This is a genomic window from Halopseudomonas salegens (assembly GCF_900105655.1).
Lineage (GTDB): Bacteria > Pseudomonadota > Gammaproteobacteria > Pseudomonadales > Pseudomonadaceae > Halopseudomonas > Halopseudomonas salegens.
Map to the genome: position 1 here is coordinate 844,741 of NZ_LT629787.1, position 21,399 is coordinate 866,139.

Here is a 21,399-nt window from a genome sequence, read left to right on the forward strand (position 1 = left end):
AACTGCCCTTTAAAGTCGCTCAGCCGGATTAACCGATAATGGTCATCCAGGACTCAACGGTATCGTTACCGTATTCCTGTTTCCAGGCTTTCAGCGTCTTGTGGTTGCCGCCTTTGGTCTCGACAATTTCACCGGTCTTCGGGTTCTTGTATTGCTTGACCTTGCGCGCGCGCTTCGGACCAGAAGCCTTGGAGCCTTTGACTGAAGGGGCCAGCTTGTTATCCGGATCAATGATGGAGATAACGTCTTTCAGCGACTTGTCGTATTGATTCATCAAGTCACGCAGTTTTTCTTCAAATTCGATTTCTTTCTTCAGTTTGTCATCATTCGACAGTGCATGCAGCTTGTCGGTCAGGTCACGAATTTGATCTTCCAGCGAACGGTACTCTTGCAGCTTTGACATGAAGTGTCACCTGTTGGGAATAAAGGGAATGTTAAAACATGGACGGCACAATAATAGTTAGTTGTTGCGCCGAGTACAAGTGCTGGCAGCCTGTTGTTGAAGTGTTATAAGTGAATCGTCATGTTTCTGGACAAAACACAGTGTTAAGCCAAGTAATAGCCGCTGCATTTAACGGTCAGCAAGGGTACTATGCGAATCCTTGTAGAAAAGGTTCAACAGGCCATACGCATGCATACCTATCGTCTCGTGATTGCCTGCCCTGACCGGGTAGGCATTGTTTCCAGAGTCAGCAACCTTCTGGCCACCTATAATGGCTGGATTACCGAAGCCAATCATCACTCGGACAACTTGAGTGGCTGGTTCTTTATGCGGCATGAAATTCGGGCCGACTCCTTGCCTTTTGATCTGGACGGTCTGCGTACGGTTTTCGCGCCCATTGGCGAGGAATATCAGATGGATTGGTGGGTCAGTGATTCCCGACAGCAGAAAAAAGTAGTGCTGATGGCCAGCCGGGAATCCCACTGTCTGGCTGATTTGCTGCACCGTTGGCACAGCGGTGAGCTGGGTTGCGAGATTACCAGCGTGATTTCCAACCACAATGATCTGCGTTCAATGGTCGAATGGCATGGTATTCCCTTTCATCATGTGCCGGTTGATCCTGCCGACAAAACGCCGGCTTTTGCCCGGGTGAACGAACTGGTCAGGGCTCAGCAGGCTGATTGCATTGTTCTGGCGCGTTATATGCAAATTCTGCCGCCCGAGCTCTGTGCCGAATATGCCCATCGCATTATCAATATCCATCACAGCTTTTTGCCGTCCTTTGTTGGCGCCAAGCCTTACCATCAGGCAGCCGAGCGCGGGGTCAAGCTGATCGGAGCGACGTGTCACTATGTGACCGAGGAGCTCGATGCCGGTCCGATCATCGAGCAGGATGTGGCGCGCATCAGTCACCGACAGAATATCGAAGACCTGGTACGACTGGGCAAGGACGTGGAGAAAATGGTGCTATCCCGTGGGCTGCGCTATCACCTGGAAGACCGGGTGCTGGTTCACGACAACAAAACGGTGGTTTTCAGCTAAGCTGAAAAGAGATCAATTGCTTGCGCATACCAAGGAGTCAGCATGCTCAAATCGGTAAAGGTTCGGGATTACATGACCATTGATCTGGTCACTTTCAAGGCCGATATGGATCTTTTTCGCGCCATTGATGTGCTGCTTGCGCATCGGATTTCCGGCGCACCTGTCGTCGATGACGAAGGCCATTTGCTTGGGTTGTTGTCCGAGAGCGATTGCCTGCGCGGCATTTTGTCTGGCAGCTATCATGAAGAAGCCGGTGGCACAGTGGCTTCGGTAATGACCGTCGTGGTGGAAAATATTGATGCCGATGCCGATATTATCAAGGCTGCGGAGCACTTTATTCACAAGGGCCGGCGCCGTCTGCCGGTCATGGATGAAGGCTTGTTGGTCGGGCAGATAAGCCGCCGCGATGTATTGCGCGCGGTAAAAGCCTACAACGAACACGGCGCGCCCAAATGAAACCGGCTGCAGACGACGCAGAAACCAGCAATCCGCTTGACAAGGCGGTTGCCGAGGCGCCACCGACACTGGGCAGTGGCTGCCTTGCACGGTATGACATTGATGCCATGGACGACACGCTGGGTGCGGATTTTTCCTCTGCGACCCGCTTGTTACTTGTTGCAACAGAGTCACCGAAAGATCAGCCTTGCAGCTGATGTGAAATTGCTAGTATATGTCTTGCAGTCTTGATGGTTATCCGTTGCAAGCGATAGTTGTTCAGCGATTGGCGACAGGATGTTGTTCTTTACCGTTGTCTTTTGGTGACCCGGCCAATGTTGAAAAAGATTCCTGTCAGCCAGGTGCGCGAAGGTATGTTTGTGCACAAATTCTGCGGCTCCTGGCTGCAGCACCCCTTCTGGTCCAGCAAGCTGTTGATTGCCGACGCAGCGACCCTCGCAAGGATCCGCGCCTCCTCAATCAAAGAACTGATTATTGATCTGTCGCGCGGCTGTGATGTGGCGAGTGACCCGCTGGTACCCCCGTTTGAGCCCGACGCCGATGCTGATTCTACGGTGATTGCCGGTAACCACTTTGTTGATATGGCCAGCCAGCAAGCATCGCCGTCCGTGCTGCCGACTTCTTTTACTGAGGAAATTCGTCAGGCCCGAGATATTGTCAATCGGGGTAAAGAGGCAGTCATTACCATGTTCGCTGATGCTCGACTGGGGCGAACGCTGGAAACTGCAGGCCTGAATGAATTGCTTGATGACATGAGTGCTTCAATATCGCGTAACTCCCATGCCTTGATCAGTGTGGCCCGAATAAAACGCAAGGATGAATACACTTACCTGCATTCGGTGGCTGTTGCGGCGATGATGATCGGTATGGCCAGGCAGCTGGAACTGGATGAAGAGACGACCAGGCTGGCCGGCATGGCCGGTTTGCTGCATGACCTGGGCAAGGCAATGACCCCGGAGGACATTCTCAACAAACCGGGAAAACTGACCGATGAAGAGTTTGCCGTGATGCGTGAGCACCCGGTTCTGGGGCATCAGTTGCTGCAGTCCTGGGCGGGGGTGCCCGAGGCTGTGCTGGATGTGTGCCTGCATCATCATGAAAAGGTTGATGGGTCGGGCTACCCCTGGCAGCAGTCTGGTGAGCAAATCAGCTTGCTCTCGCGCATCGGTGCGATTTGTGACGTGTATGATGCGGTAACCTCTAACCGGCCATACAAGGCAGGCTGGGATCCGGCCGTTTCCATCAGTCGCATGACCAGTTGGCAAGGGCATTTTGATTCAGCCCTGTTGCAGAGCTTTGTTCGTATGCTGGGTATTTATCCGGTGGGGTCGCTGGTCAAGCTGGCTTCAAACCAGCTGGCGGTTGTGATCGAGCAGCATGCTGGCTCGTTACTGACGCCAAAAGTGAACGTATTTTATGCCATCAAGTTACGGCAGAAGATTGCGGTCAAGACTCTGGATCTGGCTGATAACCAGATAGATGACCGGATTGTCAGCCGCGAGAACCCGCAGGACTGGGGGTTGCAACAGCTCGAAAAGCTGTGGTTGCCAGACTGATTGACCGGGAGCTGGGTGATGCAGGGGAACAGGAAGGGGAGGCAGTGGGCTGCCTCCCCTCGTTTTTCAGGCCGAGACCGATTCTGGCTGGTCAGTCCTGGTGTCAGCCGGGTCCGCGGTGCGGATCAGATGATCAAAGGCAGCCAGCGCCGCCGTCGAACCTCCGCCCATGGCGACAATGATCTGCTTGAACGGCTCGGTAGTCGCATCCCCGGCGGCAAATACACCGGGTACGGACGTTTCACCGCGCGCGTTGATCTCGATCTCACCGAATTTGCTCAGCTGCAAGCCGCTGTCTTTCAGCCATTCGGTATTCGGGATCAAGCCAATCTGTACGAAAGTGCCGGCCACATCCAGTTGCTTGCTCTCACCAGTGACGCGATCGGTATAGGTCAAGCCAATGGCTTTCTTGCCATCGCCACGCACTTCGGTGGTTTGAGCGTTCTTGATAATGGTGATGTTGGCCATTGAGCGTGCCTTGCGCTGGAGCACTTCATCAGCGCGCAAGGTATCGGCAAATTCAAGTACGGTGACATGCTCGACAATACCAGCCAGGTCGATCGCTGCCTCGATACCCGAATTACCGCCACCAATCACGGCCACACGCTTGCCCTTGAACAAGGGGCCATCACAATGCGGGCAATAGGCAACGCCCTTGCCGCGGTATTCACGCTCACCGGGCACATTCATTTCACGCCAGCGCGCACCGGTGGACAGAATGACGGCCCGGCTGCGCAGGGTGGCGCCGTTTTCCAGGCCGATTTCCACATACTCACCACTTTTCAGCGAGCTGGCTTTCTGTTCGGTCATCAGGTCAACATCGTATTCCTTGACGTGCTGTTCCAGCTGGGCCACCAGTTTCGGACCTTCGGTGTAGGATACCGAGATAAAGTTCTCGATCCCGAGGGTGTCCATTACCTGGCCGCCAAAACGCTCAGCCACCACACCAGTGCGAATGCCTTTGCGTGCTGCATAGATGGCTGCAGAAGCACCCGCCGGACCACCCCCTACGACCAATACGTCATAGGGGGCTTTCTGGTTCAATTCCATCGACTTGCGCTTGGCGGCACCGGAGTCGATCTTGTTGACGATTTCGGCCAGGGTCATGCGACCACTACCGAAGGATTCACCATTCAGGAAGACGGAAGGCACGGCCATGATCTGGCGCTCTTCGACCTCATCCTGGAACAGGGCGCCATCGATCATCACGTGAGTAATGTTCGGATTCAGCGTCGCCATCAGGTTCAGGGCCTGCACTACGTCAGGGCAGTTCTGGCAGGACAGTGAAATATAGGTCTCGAAGTGAAACTCGCCCTTGATGTTGCGGATTTGCTCCAGCAGCGCCGGGTCCGCCTTGGACGGATGGCCACCGCTTTGCAGCAGGGCCAGCACCAGCGAGGTGAACTCGTGACCCATGGGGATACCGGCGAACTCGACGCGCGGTTCGGTGCCCTGCGCGGCGATACCGATACTCGGTGTGCGCTTGGCTGTACGGTTGATCAGGCCGATCTTGCTCGACATCTCGACAATCTCGACCGCCAGGTCACGTAATTCGTTGCCCTTGGGACTGTCATCCACGGACACGCTGATCTCGATCGGATTAACGATGTGCTGCAGGTACGTGTCCAGTTGCTTCTTCAGGTTGGCGTCCAACATATGCGTGTCCTTGTGTGAACAGGTAAAATTCAGGCGTAAAAAACCCGGCCCGCCGGAGGCAGCGCCAGGGCGCTGCAACGGGCCGGGTTGCTGGGCAGGTCTTAGATCTTGCCGACCAGATCCAGTGACGGAGCCAGAGTTGCGTCGCCTTCTTCCCACTTGGCCGGGCAGACTTCGCCCGGGTTGGCGCGAACGTACTGGGCTGCCTTGACCTTGCGCAGCAGGTCAACGGCGTTACGGCCGATACCTTCTGAGGTCACTTCAACGGCCTGGATGATGCCATCCGGGTCAACGATGAAGGTGCCACGGTCAGCCAGGCCCATGTCTTCGCGCATGTTGTCGAAGTTGCGGGTGAGGGCGCCAGTCGGGTCACCAATCATGGTGTACTGGATCTTGCCAATGGTTTCCGAGCTGTCATGCCAGGCTTTGTGGGTGAAATGGGTGTCAGTGGACACCGAATAGATTTCTACACCCATCTTCTGGAATTCGTCGTAGTAGTCAGCAACGTCGCCCAGTTCAGTGGGGCAGACGAAGGTGAAGTCAGCGGGATAAAAGAAAAATACCGCCCACTTGCCTTCGATATTGGCATCAGTGACTTCGATGAATTCGCCAGCCTTGTAGGCTTGTGCTTTGAACGGTTTTACCTTGGTATTGATTACAGACATATAAAACTCCTTGGTTAGGGGTTGGCAATGTGATGTGGAAGTCAGGCTTATAGTAAAGCGGGCGCTCCCATACTAAAAATAAATTTAGGCTAAATGATGGATAGGCAATCTCTATTCGTCAGGACGAAAGAAATCACCGTGCCTTTTGCCTACCCTTGATAAGTGGGTTCGAACCCTGTTTATTCAAGGGTCCGGCAAAAAAACGGTTGTTATTGGCAGCTTATGACTGGACGACTCACCTTGCGACCAGCACGTCATTAACACTACAGTACGCCCAAGCATAGTTAAAAGGTATCACTTGTGGGTGAAGACAGTGTTTCGGCAGTTTTACAGGACGGGTTGGGGCGGCGAATCGATTACCTGCGTATCTCGGTAACCGACCGCTGCGACTTCCGTTGTGTCTATTGCATGGCCGAAGAAATGACCTTCTTGCCCCGCGATCAGGTTCTCAGTCTGGAAGAAATCGAGCGTCTGGCGCGGTTGTTCGTCAGTCAGGGCGTGCGCAAGATTCGCTTGACCGGTGGCGAACCGCTGGTTCGTCGTGGCATCGTTGATTTGTGCCAGCGCTTGAGTGCCATACCGGGCCTGGATGAGCTGGTAATGACCACCAACGGCTCGCAGCTGGTCAAACTGGCACAGCCGCTGGCCGACGCCGGTCTCAAGCGCCTGAACATCAGCCTGGACAGCCTGGATGCAGACAAGTTTGCCGCCATTACCCGTACTGGCCAGTTGCAGCAAGTGCTGGACGGTATAGCCGCCGCGCAGCAGGCGGGCTTTGAGCGTATCAAGCTGAATGTTGTGGCCTTGAGAGGCCGTAATGCCGATGAAGTGCCCGCGCTGGTTGATTTTGCCTTGCAGCGGGGGCTGGATATCAGCTTTATTGAAGAGATGCCCTTGGGTGACGTTGGCCGCTCGCGTGCCGAAACCCTGGTGACCAGCGCCGAGCTGCGCGAGCAGATCGGTCAGCGTTATGGCTTGATCGATAGCGCTGAAAGCAGTGGTGGTCCGGCACGCTATGTACGTATTGAAGGTTTTCCGCAATCACGCATTGGTTTTATCTCCCCGCACAGCAACAACTTCTGCGCCAGCTGCAACCGTGTACGCCTTACTGCCGAAGGCCGCTTGTTATTGTGCCTGGGGCATGAGAACGCCCTGGACATGCGCGCATTGGTCCGTGATAACCCTGACGATGAACCGGTATTGGATGCTCTGCAGCGAGCTTTGTATCTGAAGCCCGAGCGGCACGAGTTTGACCCGGAAGAAGTCACCCTGGTGCGTTTCATGAATGCGACCGGTGGTTGAGACTTCTCACCCCATCACTTGATATGCGTCAACGTCAGTAAGGCACACAGCGTTTAGGCTTGCTCCTGATACGTCTTTGCTTGCAGGTTGCCGCTATGTCCAATGCCATTTGCTGGGATGCCGAGCTGATCCGTCGATATGATCAGGCCGGCCCACGTTATACTTCTTATCCGACTGCTGTGCAGTTTCATGATGGCATTTCGCCAACGGATCTGACCCGGGCGCTCGCCATCAGCCAGTCCGGGAAGCGTGATCTGTCGCTGTACGTGCATATCCCTTTCTGCGCCAATATCTGTTACTACTGCGCCTGCAACAAGGTCATCACCAAGGATCGCAGTCGTTCAACGGCGTACCTGGAAAGCCTGTACCGCGAGATCGATCTGATCAGCGCCCATGCTGGCCGTGATCAGGTGGTTGAGCAACTGCACTTTGGTGGCGGCACGCCGACCTTTCTCAGCCACCAGGAGCTGCGTGACCTGCTGACCAAGCTGCGAGCGTCTTTCAATCTGCGGGACGATGACCTGGGTGACTACAGTATCGAGATCGACCCGCGCGAAGCCGACTGGGCAACCATGGGGTTGCTACGGGAGATCGGCTTTAACCGGGTCAGTTTCGGCGTGCAGGATATCGACCCCGAGGTACAGCGCGCAGTCAATCGCCTGCAAAGCCTGGAGCAGACCAGTCAGGTAATGGAAGCCGCCCGCGCTCTGGCCTACCGCTCGATCAATATCGATCTGATCTATGGTCTGCCAAAGCAGCATCCGGAGAGCTTTGCGCGCACGGTGGATGCGATTATCGAACTCAAGCCGGATCGCTTGTCCGTGTTCAATTATGCGCATTTGCCTGAGCGCTTCCTGCCACAAAGGCGCATCAACAGTGAGGATCTACCCAGTCCGGCCGACAAATTGCGCATGTTCGAGCAGAGCATCAAACAACTGACTGACGCGGGTTACCGCTATATCGGCATGGATCATTTTGCCCTGCCGGATGACAGTCTGAGCATTGCCCAGGAAACCGGTGAACTGCAGCGTAATTTCCAGGGTTACACCACCCATGGTCGTTGCGACCTGATTGGTCTGGGTGTCTCTTCAATCAGTCAGGTGGGTGATCTCTTCTGTCAGAATACGGCGGATATCAAACAGTATCAGGACCGAATCGACAGTGGCGAGCTGGCGACCTGTCGTGGCCTGGTCAGTAACGATGACGATCGCCTGCGGAGGGCGGTTATTGCCCAGCTTATCTGCCATTTCAGGCTGGAGTTTGCCGACATCGAGCGGGCCTGCCATATTCGTTTCCGGGACTATTTTGCGGAGTGCTGGCCGGTATTGCAGCAAATGCACCGCGATGGCCTGATCAATCTGACTGATCAGGGAATCGATATCCTGCCGGCCGGACGCTTGCTGGTACGCTCGGTCTGCATGGTCTTCGATGCCTATCTGGCAGTGGACAATCAACAGCGTTATTCACGGATTATCTAGTGAACTGACGCTGCGGGTAAAAAAGGGACGGCGTTCAGAGCGCTTGATCGTGTAAACTTGGCCTTTGATCAGCAAGCTGCTTTATGAGGCCAACATTGTGTCATTGACTATTCTGGGTTTGTCCGGCGCCCTCAACCATGATCCTTCTGCTGCGTTGTATGTGGACGGCAAATTAGTTGCCGCGGTGGAAGAGGAGCGCTTCGTCCGGGACAAGCACGCCAAGAATCGCATGCCCTATGAGTCCGCCAGGTTCTGTCTGGAGCAGGCGGGCATTACGCCGGCAGATGTCGACATCGTCACCATTCCCTTTGCGCCAATCAGTATTTTTGGCCCGGCCCGCTGGAAGTATGCCAAACGCTACTGGTATGCGCCGGACCGCGCTCTGGATGCCATCCTGATGGGTAACCGGCGCTTCAATCGCTACAAGAAGCGCATTGAATGGTGCCTGCTGCAGCTGGGCTTTGATTTGAAGAAGGTCAAATTGGAGCCGGTTGAGCATCATCTGGCCCACGCCTCGAGTGCTTACCATTGCTCCGGCTTCCATGAAAAAACCGCGATTCTGGGTATCGATGGCAAGGGTGAATATGCCACCACTTTCTTTGGCTACGGCGAGAACGGCAAGATCCACAAGATCAAGGAGTTCTATGATCCGGACTCTTTGGGTGGCTTGTATGGCGCACTGACCGAATACCTTGGTTTTGAAATGCTCGATGGCGAGTTCAAGGTCATGGGTATGGCACCTTATGGCGATGCCGCCAAATACGATTTTTCCCGTCTGGCCAAATTTGAAAAGGGCGAGCTGATCATCAACACCGATTACGCCAACGTGATCGGTTTTCGGCGCTACAAGGAAAAGGGCAAGGGCTATTATTTCTCACCCAAGCTCATCGAGTGGCTTGGACCCAAGCGCCAGGGCGACATCGCTGATGACCCCTATATTCACTATGCTGCCAGCATGCAGGCCTTGTTCGAGAAGCTGGCGCTGGAAATGCTGGACTATTATCTCGGTGATATCCTGCGCGAGACCGGAAAACTGGCCTTTGCGGGTGGTTGCGCCCTGAACGTCAAACTCAATCAGCGCATTATTGCTCGTCCCGATGTCAAGGAGCTGTTTGTCCAGCCAGCCTCGGGTGATGCCGGAACTGCAGTCGGTGCCGCCGCTTATGTGTCGGTAAAAAATGGCGTGCCGGTCGAGAAGATGGAGCATGTCTATCTTGGACCCGGCTACAGCAATGAAGACGTCATTGCGGCCTGCGCTCGGCACCCGAGCAAACCGCAATGGAAGCAGCTGGATGATGTGCCGGAATACATCGCTGAGGTACTGGCGGAGGGCAATCCGGTGGCCTGGCTACAGGGCCGCATGGAATTCGGCCCTCGCGCACTGGGTGGCCGTTCCATTCTGGGCTGCCCGAGTGCCAGCGGCGTTGCTGACCGAATCAACGAACAAATCAAGTTTCGTGAGCGCTGGCGCCCGTTCTGCCCTTCGATGATTGACAGCGTTGCAGCGCAAATGCTCAGTGTGGATCACCCTTCACCCTTCATGACCTTTACCTTCGAAGTCAACGATGAGTGGAAGAATCGCGTTCCTGAGGTGGTGCATGAGGATGGTACGGCACGTGCCCAGGTGCTCAAGCGTGAATACAATCCGCGATATTACGATCTGATGAAAGCGCTTGAACGTCTGACCGGCAACGGTGTAGCGCTCAATACTTCGCTGAACCGTCGCGGTGAGCCTATGGTGTGCTCGCCGACGGACGCCTTGAACATGTTCTTTGGCTCTGACCTGGAGTATCTGATCATGGAAGATATCCTGGTGGTCAAAGAGCATGACTGACGGGTTGATAGTGGAGTCAGTAGAGTAATTCATGAAAAGGTATAAAGTGCTGCAACTGCAGCTTGACTTCAACGTCAAACAGCATTCATTTGCAGACTTGGCGGAACAGATTGTGCTGGCCCTGCCCACGGACGAGTTTGAGGTTGTGTCGGGTTATCTGTGTGGAAAACCGGAGAGCGGTGAACCTGCAAGCAAAGCCGAGCGCTCGGTGTATTTTGATTTTGATAGCAAGAGCTTGCGCGGATTAAGGATCAGAGCCTTGTGGAAGCTTTACAGGTACTGCAAGGCCGAGCAGTTTGACCTGATCATCGCCAATCGTTTCAAACCAATCAGCATGCTGCTGATATTGCGGAAATGGCTCGGCAACTGTCTGTGTATCGGGATTTTTCATCGGATAGGTGATCTCGAGCGCCCATATCGCCAGCGCCAGATCAGCCGATATGGGCGGCGTGGCTGGACGTTCGTTGGCGTCTCTGAAGCTGTGCGTGCCCATCTTGTCGATTACCAGTGCGGCTTCACCCCTGACAACACCACGGCAATCACCAATGCCATTGATATTGATGAAGCCGTTGCTTTGCAGGTGTCGCGTGAAGAGGCCAGAACCCGTCTTGGCCTGTCTCGGGATGCGGTGATTATTGGCGCTGTAGGTCGTCTGGTACCGGTCAAGGGCCACAGCACCCTGATTGATGCTTTCGATAAAATCAGGGACAGATACCCCGACGCTCAACTTGCAATTATTGGCGAGGGCCGTGAAAGGGCCGAGCTGGAGAGCAGAATACATGAACGGGGCCTGGCCGGTCGGGTGCATCTGATCGGTTTTCGTGCCGATGCGTTACGCTATGTCCAGGCGTTTGATATCTGGGCGATGCCGTCCTGGAATGAAGGTCTGGGCCTGGCGTTGTTGGAGGGGATGAGTGGCAGTTTGCCGGTTATAGCCTCCGATGTGCCGGCCATGCGCCCATTGATTGAAGGGGCGGGTGGAATTGGATTCCCACCGGGCGATGTTGATGCCTTGTCCCGAGCTCTGGAAAACTACCTGGCGTTGACTGCTGCCGAGCGGAAAGAATTGGGTGAGAAGTCCTTTTCTTATGTGACCCGTCATCATTCGATACAAGCCTACCATCAAGCCTACCTTGGCCTGGTCAGGACAACGCTGAAAGCAAAGTCTGTCGAGATAAAAAATGCCTGTTAATGCTGTCAGAAATTTTCCGGCTACCCGTTATTTCAGCTGGGCATTGATCGTATTCCTGGCAGCCTTCGTCGTGTTGCCGAGCAGCAAGGCAGTCAACAATATTTACTATATTTTTTTCGCTCTGCCTGCACTGCTGCTGCTTGTCGCCGGTCGATGGTCAGGAGCAACGCCCAGTCTGTTGAGTGCACTGCTTGCGGCCATGTTTTCGTGGCTGCTGATCTCCGGGTTGTATGTCGATGGGCATGTTTCCAAGGACCTTCTGTACGTAGGCATTTTTTGCCTGGCTGTTTATTTGTGGGTTGATCCCGGGATTTTCGACAGTGCCTTGTTGCGCCGTAGTCTGTTTTGGGGGTTGGTGCTGTATGTACTTGCCTCGGTTGCCATTTATTTTTTCAGCGGTGATTACGTTCCAGGTCAGCGGGTAGTCGAACTGCCCAATCGCCTGGCCGGCTCCATCCTGACCAGCATGTTGATAGTGTGCTTTCTGGGCTTGCTCTTGCCTTTGTTGCTGGCAAGGATGTCGTATGTCGAGCTTGTTCTGGCCATCCTGTCGGCTTTTCTGGTTATCGGTTTTATTCTGCAAAGCAGATCCGGCCTGGTAGGCATGCTCGTTGTGTTGGCGGTCGTTTTCGGCTGTTTTGGATATAAAGCTGCCTGGTTGAAACGGCTGCTGCTGCTGATGCTTGCTGTCGCAATGGCGGGGCTTTTTGTCTGGTTGCTGAAAAGCTCTGCTGTGGCAGCCGAGTTGTTGACCCGTGAAGACTCGGGGCGCTTTGAGTTGTGGCGTGAATATTGGCTGGCCTGGCAGTCCTGTGGCTGGTTTTTCGGCTGTGGTTTTACCATTGAAGACAGCGTTATCATCCGGGAAAACTACGAAATCTATCACCCGCACAATATATTTTTGACCTTCGGTTTTTACGGCGGCTTGTCGACCTTGACGCTTTTCTTGCTGACGGCCTGTTGCGCGCTGGTTGTATCATGGCGTCGGCGTGATCCCTGGTTTGGTTATTTGCTTCTGGCTTTGATCATGCTCATGTTTGATGGTGGCTCGCCGCTCGGTAGTCCTGATGAACTATGGTTGTTGGTATGGCTGCCCATTATGATGATTGCCGCGCGAGAGAGAGTGTCGATAATGCGTGACCGGCCGGATCATCGAATTATTGAGAATCAGGGGGTGCAGTATTGATGGCTAGTGCCCGGGTCGTCTACTTCTCGAAAATGTTCCAGGCTGTGTCTCATCTGGCTCAGGTGGCTGCGGTGCTGCCTGGAACCTTCGTCAGTAGCCGGAGCAGCACGTTGCGAGCATTCAAGGGGCATTATCCACAATTGCCCTGTGCCCGTTATTCCAGGTATTTTGCCGCGTTTGCAAAAGGCAACCAGCTGTTGAACAGGGCGGACGTGATTGTCACCGGTTCGCCCTATGGACGCTTTCTTGCGCCTTATGTCGAGGCGCGAAAATGTACGGTATTTCATGGTACCTACATGATGTTGTCGCGTGATCAGATCAGACGCAATGCACATTACGATCTTCTCTGTGTCATCGGCCCCCGCATGAAGACCATGATGAGCCGTTATGCGGATGAATTTGATCTCAATACCGTGGAAACCGGATTTCTGCCCTTCTGTGAGTATCCCGAACAAAGCGCGAATCAGCGGCATGCGACATTATTGCAGTTGGGGCTGGACCCGGCACTGAAAACGGTCCTCTATACGCCAAGCAGGCGAGGGCTGGGGTCCTGGGAACGGGTTGCCGAGCAGCTGGTCAGAACCTTGCCGGGGCATTTCAATCTGATCATGCGGCCGCATCCAAGCCAGTCGCTTACCTCCAGACGCAAAGACCGTAGCAGCTTTGCAAACGTTCGAAAACTATCCGCTGGACGATCAAACGCTCTGCTTGATCTGAGTGTCTACCCGTTATCTACTGTACTGTCGGTTGCTGATCTGATCATCTCGGATGCCAACTCCCCCAGTGAAGAAGCGCTTTTTTACGACATACCGCAGCTGTTTATCGAGACGGATGATATTGATCGCAACGTGATAAAAGGTATCGGCGTGCGTGAAGGAATGCACAGCGACGACCTCGACAAACTGTTGTCGCTGTATGATTGTGGGCTCAGTATGCGGGTGGATGCCAAGCCTGACTTTTCCGTAATTGTTGACCAGGCGATTGCTGATCAGCAAGCCTACGCCGGCCAGCGGCAAGATTACTTTGCCTGGGTGTTTGGTCAACGTGATCGCAATGCCAATCAGCGTGTTGCCGCTGCGATCAAATCCAATCTGTTGCAACAGGAGCCCAAGTAATGTTCAACAACAAGACGATTCTGGTAACCGGTGGTACCGGCTCCTTCGGCAATACCTTCGTGCCAATGACGCTGGAAAAGTACAATCCGAAGAAAATCATCATTTTCTCGCGGGATGAAATGAAACAGTGGGATATGGCAAAGAAGTACCAGGATGATCCGCGGCTGCGTTTTTTCATCGGTGACGTGCGTGACAAGGAGCGGCTGTATCGCGCCCTGGACGGGGTTGATTTTGTTGTGCATGCGGCGGCCACCAAGATTGTACCTACCGCTGAGTACAACCCTTTCGAGTGTGTAAAGACCAACGTCATCGGTGCCATGAACCTGATTGATGCCTGTATCGATAAAGGTGTTCAGGGCGTGGTGGCTCTATCCACCGACAAGGCCAGCAGCCCGATCAATCTGTACGGCGCGACCAAGCTGACGTCAGACAAGTTGTTTGTCTCCGGTAACGCCTATTCAGGTGAACATGGCACACGATTCTCTGTCGTGCGATATGGCAATGTCATGGGTTCACGCGGTTCGGTCATTCCCTTTTTCATGTCGATCCGGGACAAAGGCGTGTTGCCGATTACCGATGAGCGCATGACCCGCTTCATGATCTCCCTTGAGCAGGGGGTAGAGTTGGTGTGGCACGCGTTCGAGGATATGGTCGGCGGCGAAATCTACGTCAAGAAAATCCCTTCGATGAAGGTGACTGACCTGGCCCACGTGGTTGCACCGGAAGCCAGACAGGACGTCATTGGTATTCGTCCCGGCGAGAAGTTGCACGAGCAAATGATCAGTGCGGAAGACTCTTATTACACCTATGAATATCCTGAACACTTCAAGATTCTACCGGTAATCAACAACTGGTCGGAATGTGCCAATCGCATCAAGGATGGCAAGAAAGTACCTGAAGGTTTCGTTTACTCAAGTGACAACAATCAGGAGTGGATGAGTCAGGCTGATCTGCAAGCCTGGATTGACGCTAATCGAGAAAAAATCGGGAGCATCTGATTTATGATTCCCTACGGGCGGCAAGAGATCACACAGGCAGATATTGATGCAGTTGTGCGTGTGCTGCAGTCCGATTTTCTTACCCAGGGCCCCATGGTGCCGCGTTTCGAAGAATGCATGGCAAAGCACGTGGGTGCCGGCCATGCGCTGGCAGTCAACAGTGCCACCTCGGCATTGCATATTGCCTGCCTGGCTCTGGGGCTTGGGTCGGGTGACTGGTTGTGGACGACCCCGGTTACCTTTGTGGCATCAGCCAATTGCGGCCTGTACTGCGGAGCCCGGGTCGATTTTGTCGACATCGACCCCCGCACGTACAACCTCTGCCCGATAAAGCTGGCGGCCAGGCTGGAACGGGCCGAGCAAGAAGGCACCTTGCCCAAGGTACTGGTCGCTGTGCACCTGTGTGGCCAGCCTTGCGATATGCAGGCGATACACGCGTTGGCCCGGCAGTATGATTTCAGGGTGATTGAAGATGCGTCGCACGCGGTGGGCGGCAAATATCAGGGCGAATTCATCGGCAGTGGCCGCTACAGCGACATTACTGTTTTCAGTTTCCATCCGGTCAAGATCATTACCACAGCAGAAGGCGGCATGGCGTTAACCAACAATGCCGAGCTGGCCAAGCGGATGAACCTGCTGCGTAGTCACGGCATTACCCGTGACCCCGAACTGATGACGCATAGCCCGGATGGGCCCTGGTATTATCAGCAAGTTGAGCTTGGTTTCAATTACCGGATGACCGAGTTGCAAGCGGCATTGGGTGTCAGTCAGATGGAGCGCCTGGATCAATTTGTTGCCCGTCGCCATCAGTTGGCCGAGCGATATGATCAGCTGTTGGCCGATGTGCCGGTGGTTACCCCCTGGCAGCATGCGGATGCCTATTCCGGTTTGCATTTATACGTGGTTCGTTTGCAACTGAGCGAGATACCGGCAACCCACAGAGCGGTTTTCGAGTCTTTGCGAGCGCAGGGCATAGGCGTGAACCTGCATTACATTCCGGTGCATATGCAGCCTTATTATCAGCGCATGGGCTTCGGTGCCGGGGACTTTCCAGAAGCCGAGCGCTACTACGCTGAAGCAATCAGCTTGCCCATGTATTCCGGGCTGACCCATGAACAGCAAGATCAGGTTGTCAATGCGCTGGTTCGGGCCGTTGGTGAAGCGCAATGATTGTGTCGCCTGGTGTTGAAACCCTGCAAAAGCTGGTCGCCCACCAGATCCATAACCTGTTTTTCTTGTCAGCAACGGAATCAGCTGCGCTGGATCGTGTTTTACCGGCAGTGCTGCAAAAAACCGAGGTCTGTTTCAGGGGCTCAAGCAACAAGTACTACACGAAGGATGGCCAGACATTCTTCTCTGTCTACCATTCAGGGCAATATTGTATTTTCCTGTATTTTCTTGCTCGCGAGGTATTTCTTGACCGCTCTGCCAGCAGAGACCTGGCTGACAAGGTCTATTATCTCAACAAAGCACTGAACAGCCTGGATTTGTACTACGAGGTTGAAATGCCCCCCGTGTTTCATCTCGATCATCCCTTGGGCGCTGTGCTCGGGCGGGCGGTATACGGCATGAATTTCACGTTCTCCCAACAGTGCACGGTAGGTAACAACAAGGGGGTCTACCCGTGCATCGGCGACAACGTCCAGATGCTGTCCGGCTCGAAGATCCTGGGCCATTGCCATATTGGTGACAATGTTGTGCTGGCGGCCAATGCCTACGTCAAAGATACCGACATTCCGCCTGACTCCATCGTATTCGGGTCTTCACCGGACTTGACCATCAAAGCAAGGAAAGCAGAGTAACTATGCGGCTGGCAGTCATTCCTGCCCGGGGCGGCAGCAAGCGAATTCCCAGAAAGAACATCAAGCTTTTCTGTGGAAAACCCATGCTTGCCTGGTCTGTTGAGGCAGCGCTGCAGAGCGGATGCTTTGATCAGGTTATCGTCTCTACGGATGACGACGAGATTGCAGACGTGGCGACACGGCTGGGCGCTACGGTGCCATTTATGCGGCCTGAAGAGCTGTCAGATGATTTCACTGGCACGCTGCCCGTTATCCGGCATGCTGTCGAATGGTTCCAGCAGCATGGCTATTCGGTTGAACAGGCCTGTTGTATCTACGCGACGGCACCCTTTATTAGTCCTGAAGATATCCAGCGCGGCCTCGAAAGGCTGCAGCGCGATGCCTGCGACTATGCTTTTTCCGTTACCAGTTATGCTTTTCCGGTTCAGCGCGCCATAGTCATCAATACGCTGGGCGAGGTGGAAATGCTCTATCCGGAGCATTTTAATACGCGTTCGCAGGACTTGCCGGAGGCGTATCACGATGCTGGCCAGTTTTACTGGGGCAAGGCATCCGCCTGGCTGAATGAAAAGCCGATTTTCGGCCCTGGGGCGGTTCCTGTGGTGTTGCCGCGACATCGTGTTCAGGATATCGATACGGCTGAAGATTGGCACCGGGCCGAGTGGATGTTCAAGGCGATGCACCACCATGAGCAATGAGCCGGCATCATGCGTGTAGTTTTCCGGGCTGACGCCTCCATTCAGATTGGCAGCGGGCATATCATGCGTTGCCTGACACTGGCGGACGCCCTTGCAGCTAGGGGGATTGACTGCCACTTTATCTGCCGTGAGCATCCGGGGCACTTGCTGGATGCCATCAGGCACAAGGGGTTTGCAGTGCATGTTCTGCCCCGGGCGGAAACCGGTGATGAGGCCTCGAGCAAGCCGCTTGCCCATGCCGACTGGCTTGGCAGCAGCCAGGATCAGGATGCTGCGGAATGCCGGCGCATGTTGGCCGAGCTGCGGCCTGATTGGCTTGTAGTGGACCATTATGCACTGGATGCCCGCTGGGAAGGCCAGCTCAAACCCTGTTCTGGCAAGTTGATGGTTATTGATGACCTGGCTGATCGGGAGCATCAATGTGATCTGCTGCTGGATCAGACGTTGGGTCGCCGTGCTGATGATTACCGCGCCCTGGTGCCGGCGGACAGCCGGATTCTGTGCGGATCAAACTTCGCCTTGCTCCGTCCGGAATTTGCTGCCTGGCGCCAGGCTGGTCTTGAACGGCGCAAGCAGGCCCGACTACGCCGGCTGCTGGTCAATCTGGGGGGCGTGGACAAGGACAATGTCACAGCCAGGGTCCTGGCGGCGCTGAGCCTGTGCGAGTTGCCTGCAGATCTTCGGATAACGGTTGTCATGGGCGCTACAGCTCCCCATCTTGAACAGGTAAGACGTGTCGCACAGTCCATGCCCTGGTCTACCGAGGTTCTGGTTGGTGTCAGCAATATGGCTGAACTGATGGTCGCCAGTGATCTGGCTATTGGCGCGGCAGGGGCCACTTCATGGGAACGTTGCTGTCTCGGATTACCGGGTATTTTGATAGTATTGGCAGACAATCAGAAGCAGGTGGCTCTGGGCTTGCAGCAAGCCGGTGCGGTAGCGCTGGTCGCCACGGATTCGTCCTTCAGTCAGGCGTTGGAAGACGCCCTGCGACGACTGCAGGAAAGCCCGGAGTTGCTTGCTGCAATGGCAAGCTCTGCGGCGGATATTGTAGATGGCCAGGGCATAGCCAGGGTTATTCAGCAATTGGAGTTATGAATGGCGCAAGCACCGCAGCAACTTATTCGCCCTATGCAAGCGTCAGATCTTGAGACAGTTCTCGCCTGGCGCAATCATCCCGATGTGCGGGATTTTATGTACACAAAGCATGAAATCACCCTTGCAGAACACACTGCCTGGTTTGCAAAAGCGAGCAGGGATGCCCAGCGTCACCTGATGATTTTCGAGTCGAACGAGGTTCCTGTTGGCTTTAGCAACCTTCATCAGATAGCCGAGGGCGGCATCGCAGACTGGGGCTTTTACACTGCACCCGAAGCGGTAAAAGGTACTGGCCGCGCTCTGGGTAAAGCCGCCCTTGAGTACGCTTTTGTCGAGTTGGGGCTGCACAAGGTATGTGGCCAGGCGCTGGCTTTCAATCAGCGCTCCATCCGCTTTCATGACAACCTGGGTTTTCAGCAGGAAGGGGTGCTCAGGCAGCAGCACTTCGATGGTCAGCGCTATCATGACGTAGTGTGCTTTGGCCTGCTTGCCAGCGAGTGGCAAACCAACAATTGAGAGAGATCATCATGTCGACCCACCCGAGTATGCATATTGCTGGCCGCAAAATCTCAATCGAGGCTTCGCCCTATATCATCGCCGAGCTTTCCGCCAACCATAACGGCAAGCTGGAAACTGCCCGCAAGATCATAGCCGCGGCAAAAAAAGCAGGCGCCGATGCCGTCAAGCTGCAAACCTACACCGCAGACACCATCACGCTTGATTGCGACAGCGAAGAGTTTCAGATCCATGGTGGCTTGTGGGATGGCAAGTCGCTGTATGAGCTCTATCAGCAAGCTCACATGCCCTGGGAATGGCACAAGCCCCTGTTCGATTATGCCCGTGAACTGGATATCACCATTTTCAGTTCGCCATTCGACAATACGGCTGTCGACTTGCTGGAAGGTCTGAATGCACCCGCCTATAAAATCGCCTCCTTCGAGGCGGTTGATCTGCCATTGATCAGGTACGTGGCCGGTACCGGCAAGCCAATGATCATCTCTACCGGCATGGCCGATGCGGCAGAAATACAGGAAGCCATCGAAGCGGCGCGCGACGGGGGATGTACCGACCTAGCTGTTCTGCATTGTGTCAGCGGTTACCCCGCACCTGCTGAGGATTACAGCCTGCGTACCATTCCCGACATGATGCAGCGTTTCGGCCTGGTGACCGGGCTGTCTGACCATACGCTGGATAATACGACGGCAATTGCCAGTGTGGTGCTGGGGGCAGCGATTATCGAGAAGCACTTTACGCTCGACCGCAATGGGGGCGGCCCGGACGACAGCTTTTCACTGCAACCCGCTGAACTCGAGGCCCTGTGCCGTGACAGCAAGACCGCCTGGTCGGCGCTGGGACAGGTCGATTATGGTCGCAAGTCCAGCGAGCAGGGCAATGCCCAGTTCAGGCGTTCGCTGTATGTCTGCAAACCAATGTGCAAGGGTGAGGTGTTTACCCGTGACAATGTGCGCAGTGTGCGTCCCGGGTTTGGCCTGCCACCCAAGCAGCTGCAACAGGTACTGGGCAAAAAAGCCGCCTGCGATATTGCCTTTGGTACAGCCTTGCAGACGAACATGTTGGCATCCGCTTAAGCAGGGGGCTGGTGTGGGATGATGGTGCTGGTTTTTTGCGTGATGTAGGTGACGTTGTCCGGCACATCTTTGTTGATAAAGCTCATTGCGCCAATGATCACATTGTCTCCGATGCGCAAGTTACTGCCGATAATGCAGGTATGTGCGCCGATATTGACATTGTCGCCCACCATGATGGCCTGGTTGCCGGCCTCAACCGAGCCAATAGTGGTTGACTGCCTAAGCGTGCAGTTTTTGCCAATGCGAACGCCCGAGTAAATGACGATGGCGTTCGGGTGATCCATTTTGAGCCCCTTGTCGATTTCCGCTCCCAGCATGATTTCAACGCCAAAGCGACGCGCCAGGGATTTGCTGATCCGCTTCGCCAGTGAGTGGGTAAAGCGATGAGGGCGGGTATCGAGATATTGCGCCAGACGGAGCCAGAACAGGCAGTTGCATGAGTTGCTTCTGCTTGCCCGACGCAACAGCCGCAGCCAGGAAAATGGTTTGCCTTTACCGAGGATTTCGCTGGTCCAGAAGTCCTTCAGATCGCTTATCGTGGATGGCGTGGGCATCGGTATTTCTCGTGAGATGGTTGGTTGGCTGCCGTGGGCTGCCGCTCCTGAGAGGCTGTCTTTTACTCTGGCTACTGCAACAAGCTCATCATGAAACTCGCATGCGCCACGGGCTGCACCTGTTCCCAGTCTTCTGCATAACGCAGCAAGTGCTGGTAATTGCGCTTGCGCATCCATTTTGACAGGGGACGACCCAGGCAACGCATATCGGAAATATCAATCAGGCCCAGCTCTCCCTGCGGCGTAAGGATGATGTTGCCCATATGCAGGGAGCGAAAATACACGCCGAGATCATGCAGTCGGGACACGAAGCTGCCCAACTGGCTCATGACTTCAACCTGCCGGGAGGGTGTGGCGTTTTCCAGCACCTGACGCAAGGTATCGCCCGGCAATGGTTCGTAATGCACGACTGACCGATAGGGGCGGCGCATCTTGTACAGGTCGAGAATTGTCGGGCAGGGAATGCCCATGCTGTGCAGTTTGTGCGCATTGCCGGCAAAACGTTTGGCATGCGGAAACAGGGTATTTTTCGACAGCAGCGTCTTGCGTCGAAAGAGTTTCAGGAAGGTGCCATCGTCCAGACGCATGACCTTGATGCCATACTGATCCTGCTCGATGACCTCAGCGGTTTCGAGCCAGTTATCAAAGCTTTTTCGATCCAATAACCGCATGCGTGTTTCTCAAGCCAAAACGACAGTTTATCCTATATTGCTATCACCTCTGCAAGTCGGGAGGCT

At 54.6% G+C, this 21,399-nt stretch carries 22 protein-coding genes; 17 read left to right on the top strand and 5 right to left on the bottom strand.

Going from position 1 to position 21,399, the window contains the following annotated elements; genetic code table 11:
- Positions 1-28 precede the first annotated feature (28 nt).
- On the bottom strand, positions 29-403 hold the full coding sequence (mvaT, locus tag BLU07_RS03825; RefSeq protein ID WP_092384321.1) for a histone-like nucleoid-structuring protein MvaT: 375 nt from the start codon (positions 401-403) through the stop codon (positions 29-31).
- A gap of 228 nt (positions 404-631) precedes the next feature.
- On the opposite strand from mvaT, the gene purU reads away from it, so the two are divergent.
- The 4 genes from purU to BLU07_RS03845 all read left to right on the top strand — a co-directional run bounded on the left by purU (position 632) and on the right by BLU07_RS03845 (position 3,495).
- Entirely contained in the window at positions 632-1,483 is an 852-nt protein-coding gene (gene purU / locus BLU07_RS03830; protein WP_092389562.1) for a formyltetrahydrofolate deformylase, read from the top strand.
- Between the two features lie 42 nt (positions 1,484-1,525).
- Complete coding sequence (locus tag BLU07_RS03835; RefSeq protein WP_092384323.1) at positions 1,526-1,939, top strand: CBS domain-containing protein; 414 nt, start codon at positions 1,526-1,528, stop codon at positions 1,937-1,939.
- Entirely contained in the window at positions 1,936-2,136 is a 201-nt protein-coding gene (locus tag BLU07_RS03840; protein WP_092384325.1) for a hypothetical protein, read from the top strand. Before BLU07_RS03835 ends, BLU07_RS03840 begins: the two co-directional genes overlap by 4 nt.
- A gap of 117 nt (positions 2,137-2,253) precedes the next feature.
- Entirely contained in the window at positions 2,254-3,495 is a 1,242-nt protein-coding gene (locus tag BLU07_RS03845) for an HD-GYP domain-containing protein (protein ID WP_092384327.1), read from the top strand.
- Positions 3,496-3,561: 66 nt separating this feature from the next.
- On the opposite strand, the gene ahpF is transcribed toward BLU07_RS03845, so the two are convergent.
- Together ahpF and ahpC are read right to left on the bottom strand one after the other, a co-directional pair.
- A complete protein-coding gene (gene ahpF, locus BLU07_RS03850) occupies positions 3,562-5,151 on the bottom strand; it encodes an alkyl hydroperoxide reductase subunit F (protein WP_092384329.1) in 1,590 nt (529 codons plus the stop codon).
- A 101-nt stretch (positions 5,152-5,252) separates the two neighbouring features.
- The gene (ahpC, locus tag BLU07_RS03855) at positions 5,253-5,816 is read right to left on the bottom strand and encodes an alkyl hydroperoxide reductase subunit C (protein ID WP_092384331.1); all 564 of its coding nucleotides are present in this window, start codon (positions 5,814-5,816) and stop codon (positions 5,253-5,255) included.
- A gap of 300 nt (positions 5,817-6,116) precedes the next feature.
- On the opposite strand from ahpC, the gene moaA reads away from it, so the two are divergent.
- The 13 genes from moaA (at position 6,117) to pseI (ending at position 20,108) form a co-directional block, all read left to right on the top strand.
- The gene (gene moaA / locus BLU07_RS03860; protein WP_092384333.1) at positions 6,117-7,118 is read left to right on the top strand and encodes a GTP 3',8-cyclase MoaA; all 1,002 of its coding nucleotides are present in this window, start codon (positions 6,117-6,119) and stop codon (positions 7,116-7,118) included.
- Positions 7,119-7,213: 95 nt separating this feature from the next.
- A complete protein-coding gene (gene hemN / locus BLU07_RS03865; protein ID WP_092384335.1) occupies positions 7,214-8,596 on the top strand; it encodes an oxygen-independent coproporphyrinogen III oxidase in 1,383 nt (460 codons plus the stop codon).
- Between the two features lie 97 nt (positions 8,597-8,693).
- A complete protein-coding gene (locus BLU07_RS03870; protein ID WP_092389564.1) occupies positions 8,694-10,430 on the top strand; it encodes a carbamoyltransferase family protein in 1,737 nt (578 codons plus the stop codon).
- A gap of 31 nt (positions 10,431-10,461) precedes the next feature.
- A complete protein-coding gene (locus BLU07_RS03875) occupies positions 10,462-11,622 on the top strand; it encodes a glycosyltransferase (protein ID WP_092384337.1) in 1,161 nt (386 codons plus the stop codon).
- Positions 11,612-12,808, top strand: coding sequence for an O-antigen ligase family protein (locus BLU07_RS03880; protein WP_092384339.1), 1,197 nt, complete (start codon positions 11,612-11,614; stop codon positions 12,806-12,808). Before BLU07_RS03875 ends, BLU07_RS03880 begins: the two co-directional genes overlap by 11 nt.
- Positions 12,808-13,923, top strand: a complete 1,116-nt coding sequence (locus BLU07_RS03885; RefSeq protein WP_092384341.1) for a hypothetical protein — start codon at positions 12,808-12,810, stop codon at positions 13,921-13,923. The genes BLU07_RS03880 and BLU07_RS03885 overlap by 1 nt, the downstream gene beginning before the upstream one ends.
- Positions 13,923-14,921 carry a UDP-N-acetylglucosamine 4,6-dehydratase (inverting) gene (pseB, locus tag BLU07_RS03890; RefSeq protein WP_092384343.1) on the top strand — a complete coding sequence of 333 codons (999 nt, stop codon included), beginning with the start codon at positions 13,923-13,925 and terminating at the stop codon, positions 14,919-14,921. Before BLU07_RS03885 ends, pseB begins: the two co-directional genes overlap by 1 nt.
- A gap of 3 nt (positions 14,922-14,924) precedes the next feature.
- Positions 14,925-16,091 (top strand): UDP-4-amino-4,6-dideoxy-N-acetyl-beta-L-altrosamine transaminase, encoded by a 1,167-nt coding sequence (gene pseC, locus BLU07_RS03895; protein WP_092384345.1) that lies wholly within the window; start codon positions 14,925-14,927, stop codon positions 16,089-16,091.
- A complete protein-coding gene (locus tag BLU07_RS03900) occupies positions 16,088-16,723 on the top strand; it encodes an LbetaH domain-containing protein (RefSeq protein WP_092384347.1) in 636 nt (211 codons plus the stop codon). The genes pseC and BLU07_RS03900 overlap by 4 nt, the downstream gene beginning before the upstream one ends.
- Before the next feature lie 2 nt (positions 16,724-16,725).
- The gene (gene pseF / locus BLU07_RS03905) at positions 16,726-17,421 is read left to right on the top strand and encodes a pseudaminic acid cytidylyltransferase (RefSeq protein WP_092384349.1); all 696 of its coding nucleotides are present in this window, start codon (positions 16,726-16,728) and stop codon (positions 17,419-17,421) included.
- Positions 17,422-17,430: 9 nt separating this feature from the next.
- Positions 17,431-18,519, top strand: a complete 1,089-nt coding sequence (pseG, locus tag BLU07_RS03910; protein ID WP_092384351.1) for a UDP-2,4-diacetamido-2,4,6-trideoxy-beta-L-altropyranose hydrolase — start codon at positions 17,431-17,433, stop codon at positions 18,517-18,519.
- Positions 18,520-19,035 (top strand): UDP-4-amino-4,6-dideoxy-N-acetyl-beta-L-altrosamine N-acetyltransferase, encoded by a 516-nt coding sequence (gene pseH, locus BLU07_RS03915; protein WP_231701685.1) that lies wholly within the window; start codon positions 18,520-18,522, stop codon positions 19,033-19,035.
- Between the two features lie 11 nt (positions 19,036-19,046).
- Positions 19,047-20,108: a pseudaminic acid synthase gene (gene pseI / locus BLU07_RS03920; protein WP_092384353.1), complete on the top strand. Its 1,062-nt coding sequence runs from the start codon at positions 19,047-19,049 to the stop codon at positions 20,106-20,108.
- Here the strand turns inward: pseI and BLU07_RS03925 are convergent.
- Both BLU07_RS03925 and BLU07_RS03930 read right to left on the bottom strand, forming a co-directional pair.
- A complete protein-coding gene (locus tag BLU07_RS03925) occupies positions 20,105-20,839 on the bottom strand; it encodes a serine acetyltransferase (RefSeq protein ID WP_092384355.1) in 735 nt (244 codons plus the stop codon). The two genes, pseI and BLU07_RS03925, sit on opposite strands and share 4 nt — an antisense overlap.
- Positions 20,734-21,333 carry a lipopolysaccharide kinase InaA family protein gene (locus tag BLU07_RS03930; protein ID WP_092384357.1) on the bottom strand — a complete coding sequence of 200 codons (600 nt, stop codon included), beginning with the start codon at positions 21,331-21,333 and terminating at the stop codon, positions 20,734-20,736. The genes BLU07_RS03925 and BLU07_RS03930 overlap by 106 nt, the downstream gene beginning before the upstream one ends.
- Between the last annotated feature and the right edge of the window lie 66 nt (positions 21,334-21,399).

What these genes read in the sequence shown, in the direction of transcription:
- mvaT (WP_092384321.1), bottom strand. Translation starts at nt 403, where the DNA reads ATGTCAAAGCTGCAAGAGTACCGTTCGCTGGAAGATCAAATTCGTGAC.
- purU (WP_092389562.1), top strand. Translation starts at nt 632, where the DNA reads ATGCATACCTATCGTCTCGTGATTGCCTGCCCTGACCGGGTAGGCATT.
- BLU07_RS03835 (WP_092384323.1), top strand. Translation starts at nt 1,526, where the DNA reads ATGCTCAAATCGGTAAAGGTTCGGGATTACATGACCATTGATCTGGTC.
- BLU07_RS03840 (WP_092384325.1), top strand. Translation starts at nt 1,936, where the DNA reads ATGAAACCGGCTGCAGACGACGCAGAAACCAGCAATCCGCTTGACAAG.
- BLU07_RS03845 (WP_092384327.1), top strand. Translation starts at nt 2,254, where the DNA reads ATGTTGAAAAAGATTCCTGTCAGCCAGGTGCGCGAAGGTATGTTTGTG.
- ahpF (WP_092384329.1), bottom strand. Translation starts at nt 5,151, where the DNA reads ATGTTGGACGCCAACCTGAAGAAGCAACTGGACACGTACCTGCAGCAC.
- ahpC (WP_092384331.1), bottom strand. Translation starts at nt 5,816, where the DNA reads ATGTCTGTAATCAATACCAAGGTAAAACCGTTCAAAGCACAAGCCTAC.
- hemN (WP_092384335.1), top strand. Translation starts at nt 7,214, where the DNA reads ATGTCCAATGCCATTTGCTGGGATGCCGAGCTGATCCGTCGATATGAT.
- BLU07_RS03875 (WP_092384337.1), top strand. Translation starts at nt 10,462, where the DNA reads ATGAAAAGGTATAAAGTGCTGCAACTGCAGCTTGACTTCAACGTCAAA.
- BLU07_RS03880 (WP_092384339.1), top strand. Translation starts at nt 11,612, where the DNA reads ATGCCTGTTAATGCTGTCAGAAATTTTCCGGCTACCCGTTATTTCAGC.
- BLU07_RS03885 (WP_092384341.1), top strand. Translation starts at nt 12,808, where the DNA reads ATGGCTAGTGCCCGGGTCGTCTACTTCTCGAAAATGTTCCAGGCTGTG.
- pseB (WP_092384343.1), top strand. Translation starts at nt 13,923, where the DNA reads ATGTTCAACAACAAGACGATTCTGGTAACCGGTGGTACCGGCTCCTTC.
- pseC (WP_092384345.1), top strand. Translation starts at nt 14,925, where the DNA reads ATGATTCCCTACGGGCGGCAAGAGATCACACAGGCAGATATTGATGCA.
- BLU07_RS03900 (WP_092384347.1), top strand. Translation starts at nt 16,088, where the DNA reads ATGATTGTGTCGCCTGGTGTTGAAACCCTGCAAAAGCTGGTCGCCCAC.
- pseF (WP_092384349.1), top strand. Translation starts at nt 16,726, where the DNA reads ATGCGGCTGGCAGTCATTCCTGCCCGGGGCGGCAGCAAGCGAATTCCC.
- pseG (WP_092384351.1), top strand. Translation starts at nt 17,431, where the DNA reads ATGCGTGTAGTTTTCCGGGCTGACGCCTCCATTCAGATTGGCAGCGGG.
- pseH (WP_231701685.1), top strand. Translation starts at nt 18,520, where the DNA reads ATGGCGCAAGCACCGCAGCAACTTATTCGCCCTATGCAAGCGTCAGAT.
- pseI (WP_092384353.1), top strand. Translation starts at nt 19,047, where the DNA reads ATGTCGACCCACCCGAGTATGCATATTGCTGGCCGCAAAATCTCAATC.
- BLU07_RS03925 (WP_092384355.1), bottom strand. Translation starts at nt 20,839, where the DNA reads ATGGATGCGCAAGCGCAATTACCAGCACTTGCTGCGTTATGCAGAAGA.
- BLU07_RS03930 (WP_092384357.1), bottom strand. Translation starts at nt 21,333, where the DNA reads ATGCGGTTATTGGATCGAAAAAGCTTTGATAACTGGCTCGAAACCGCT.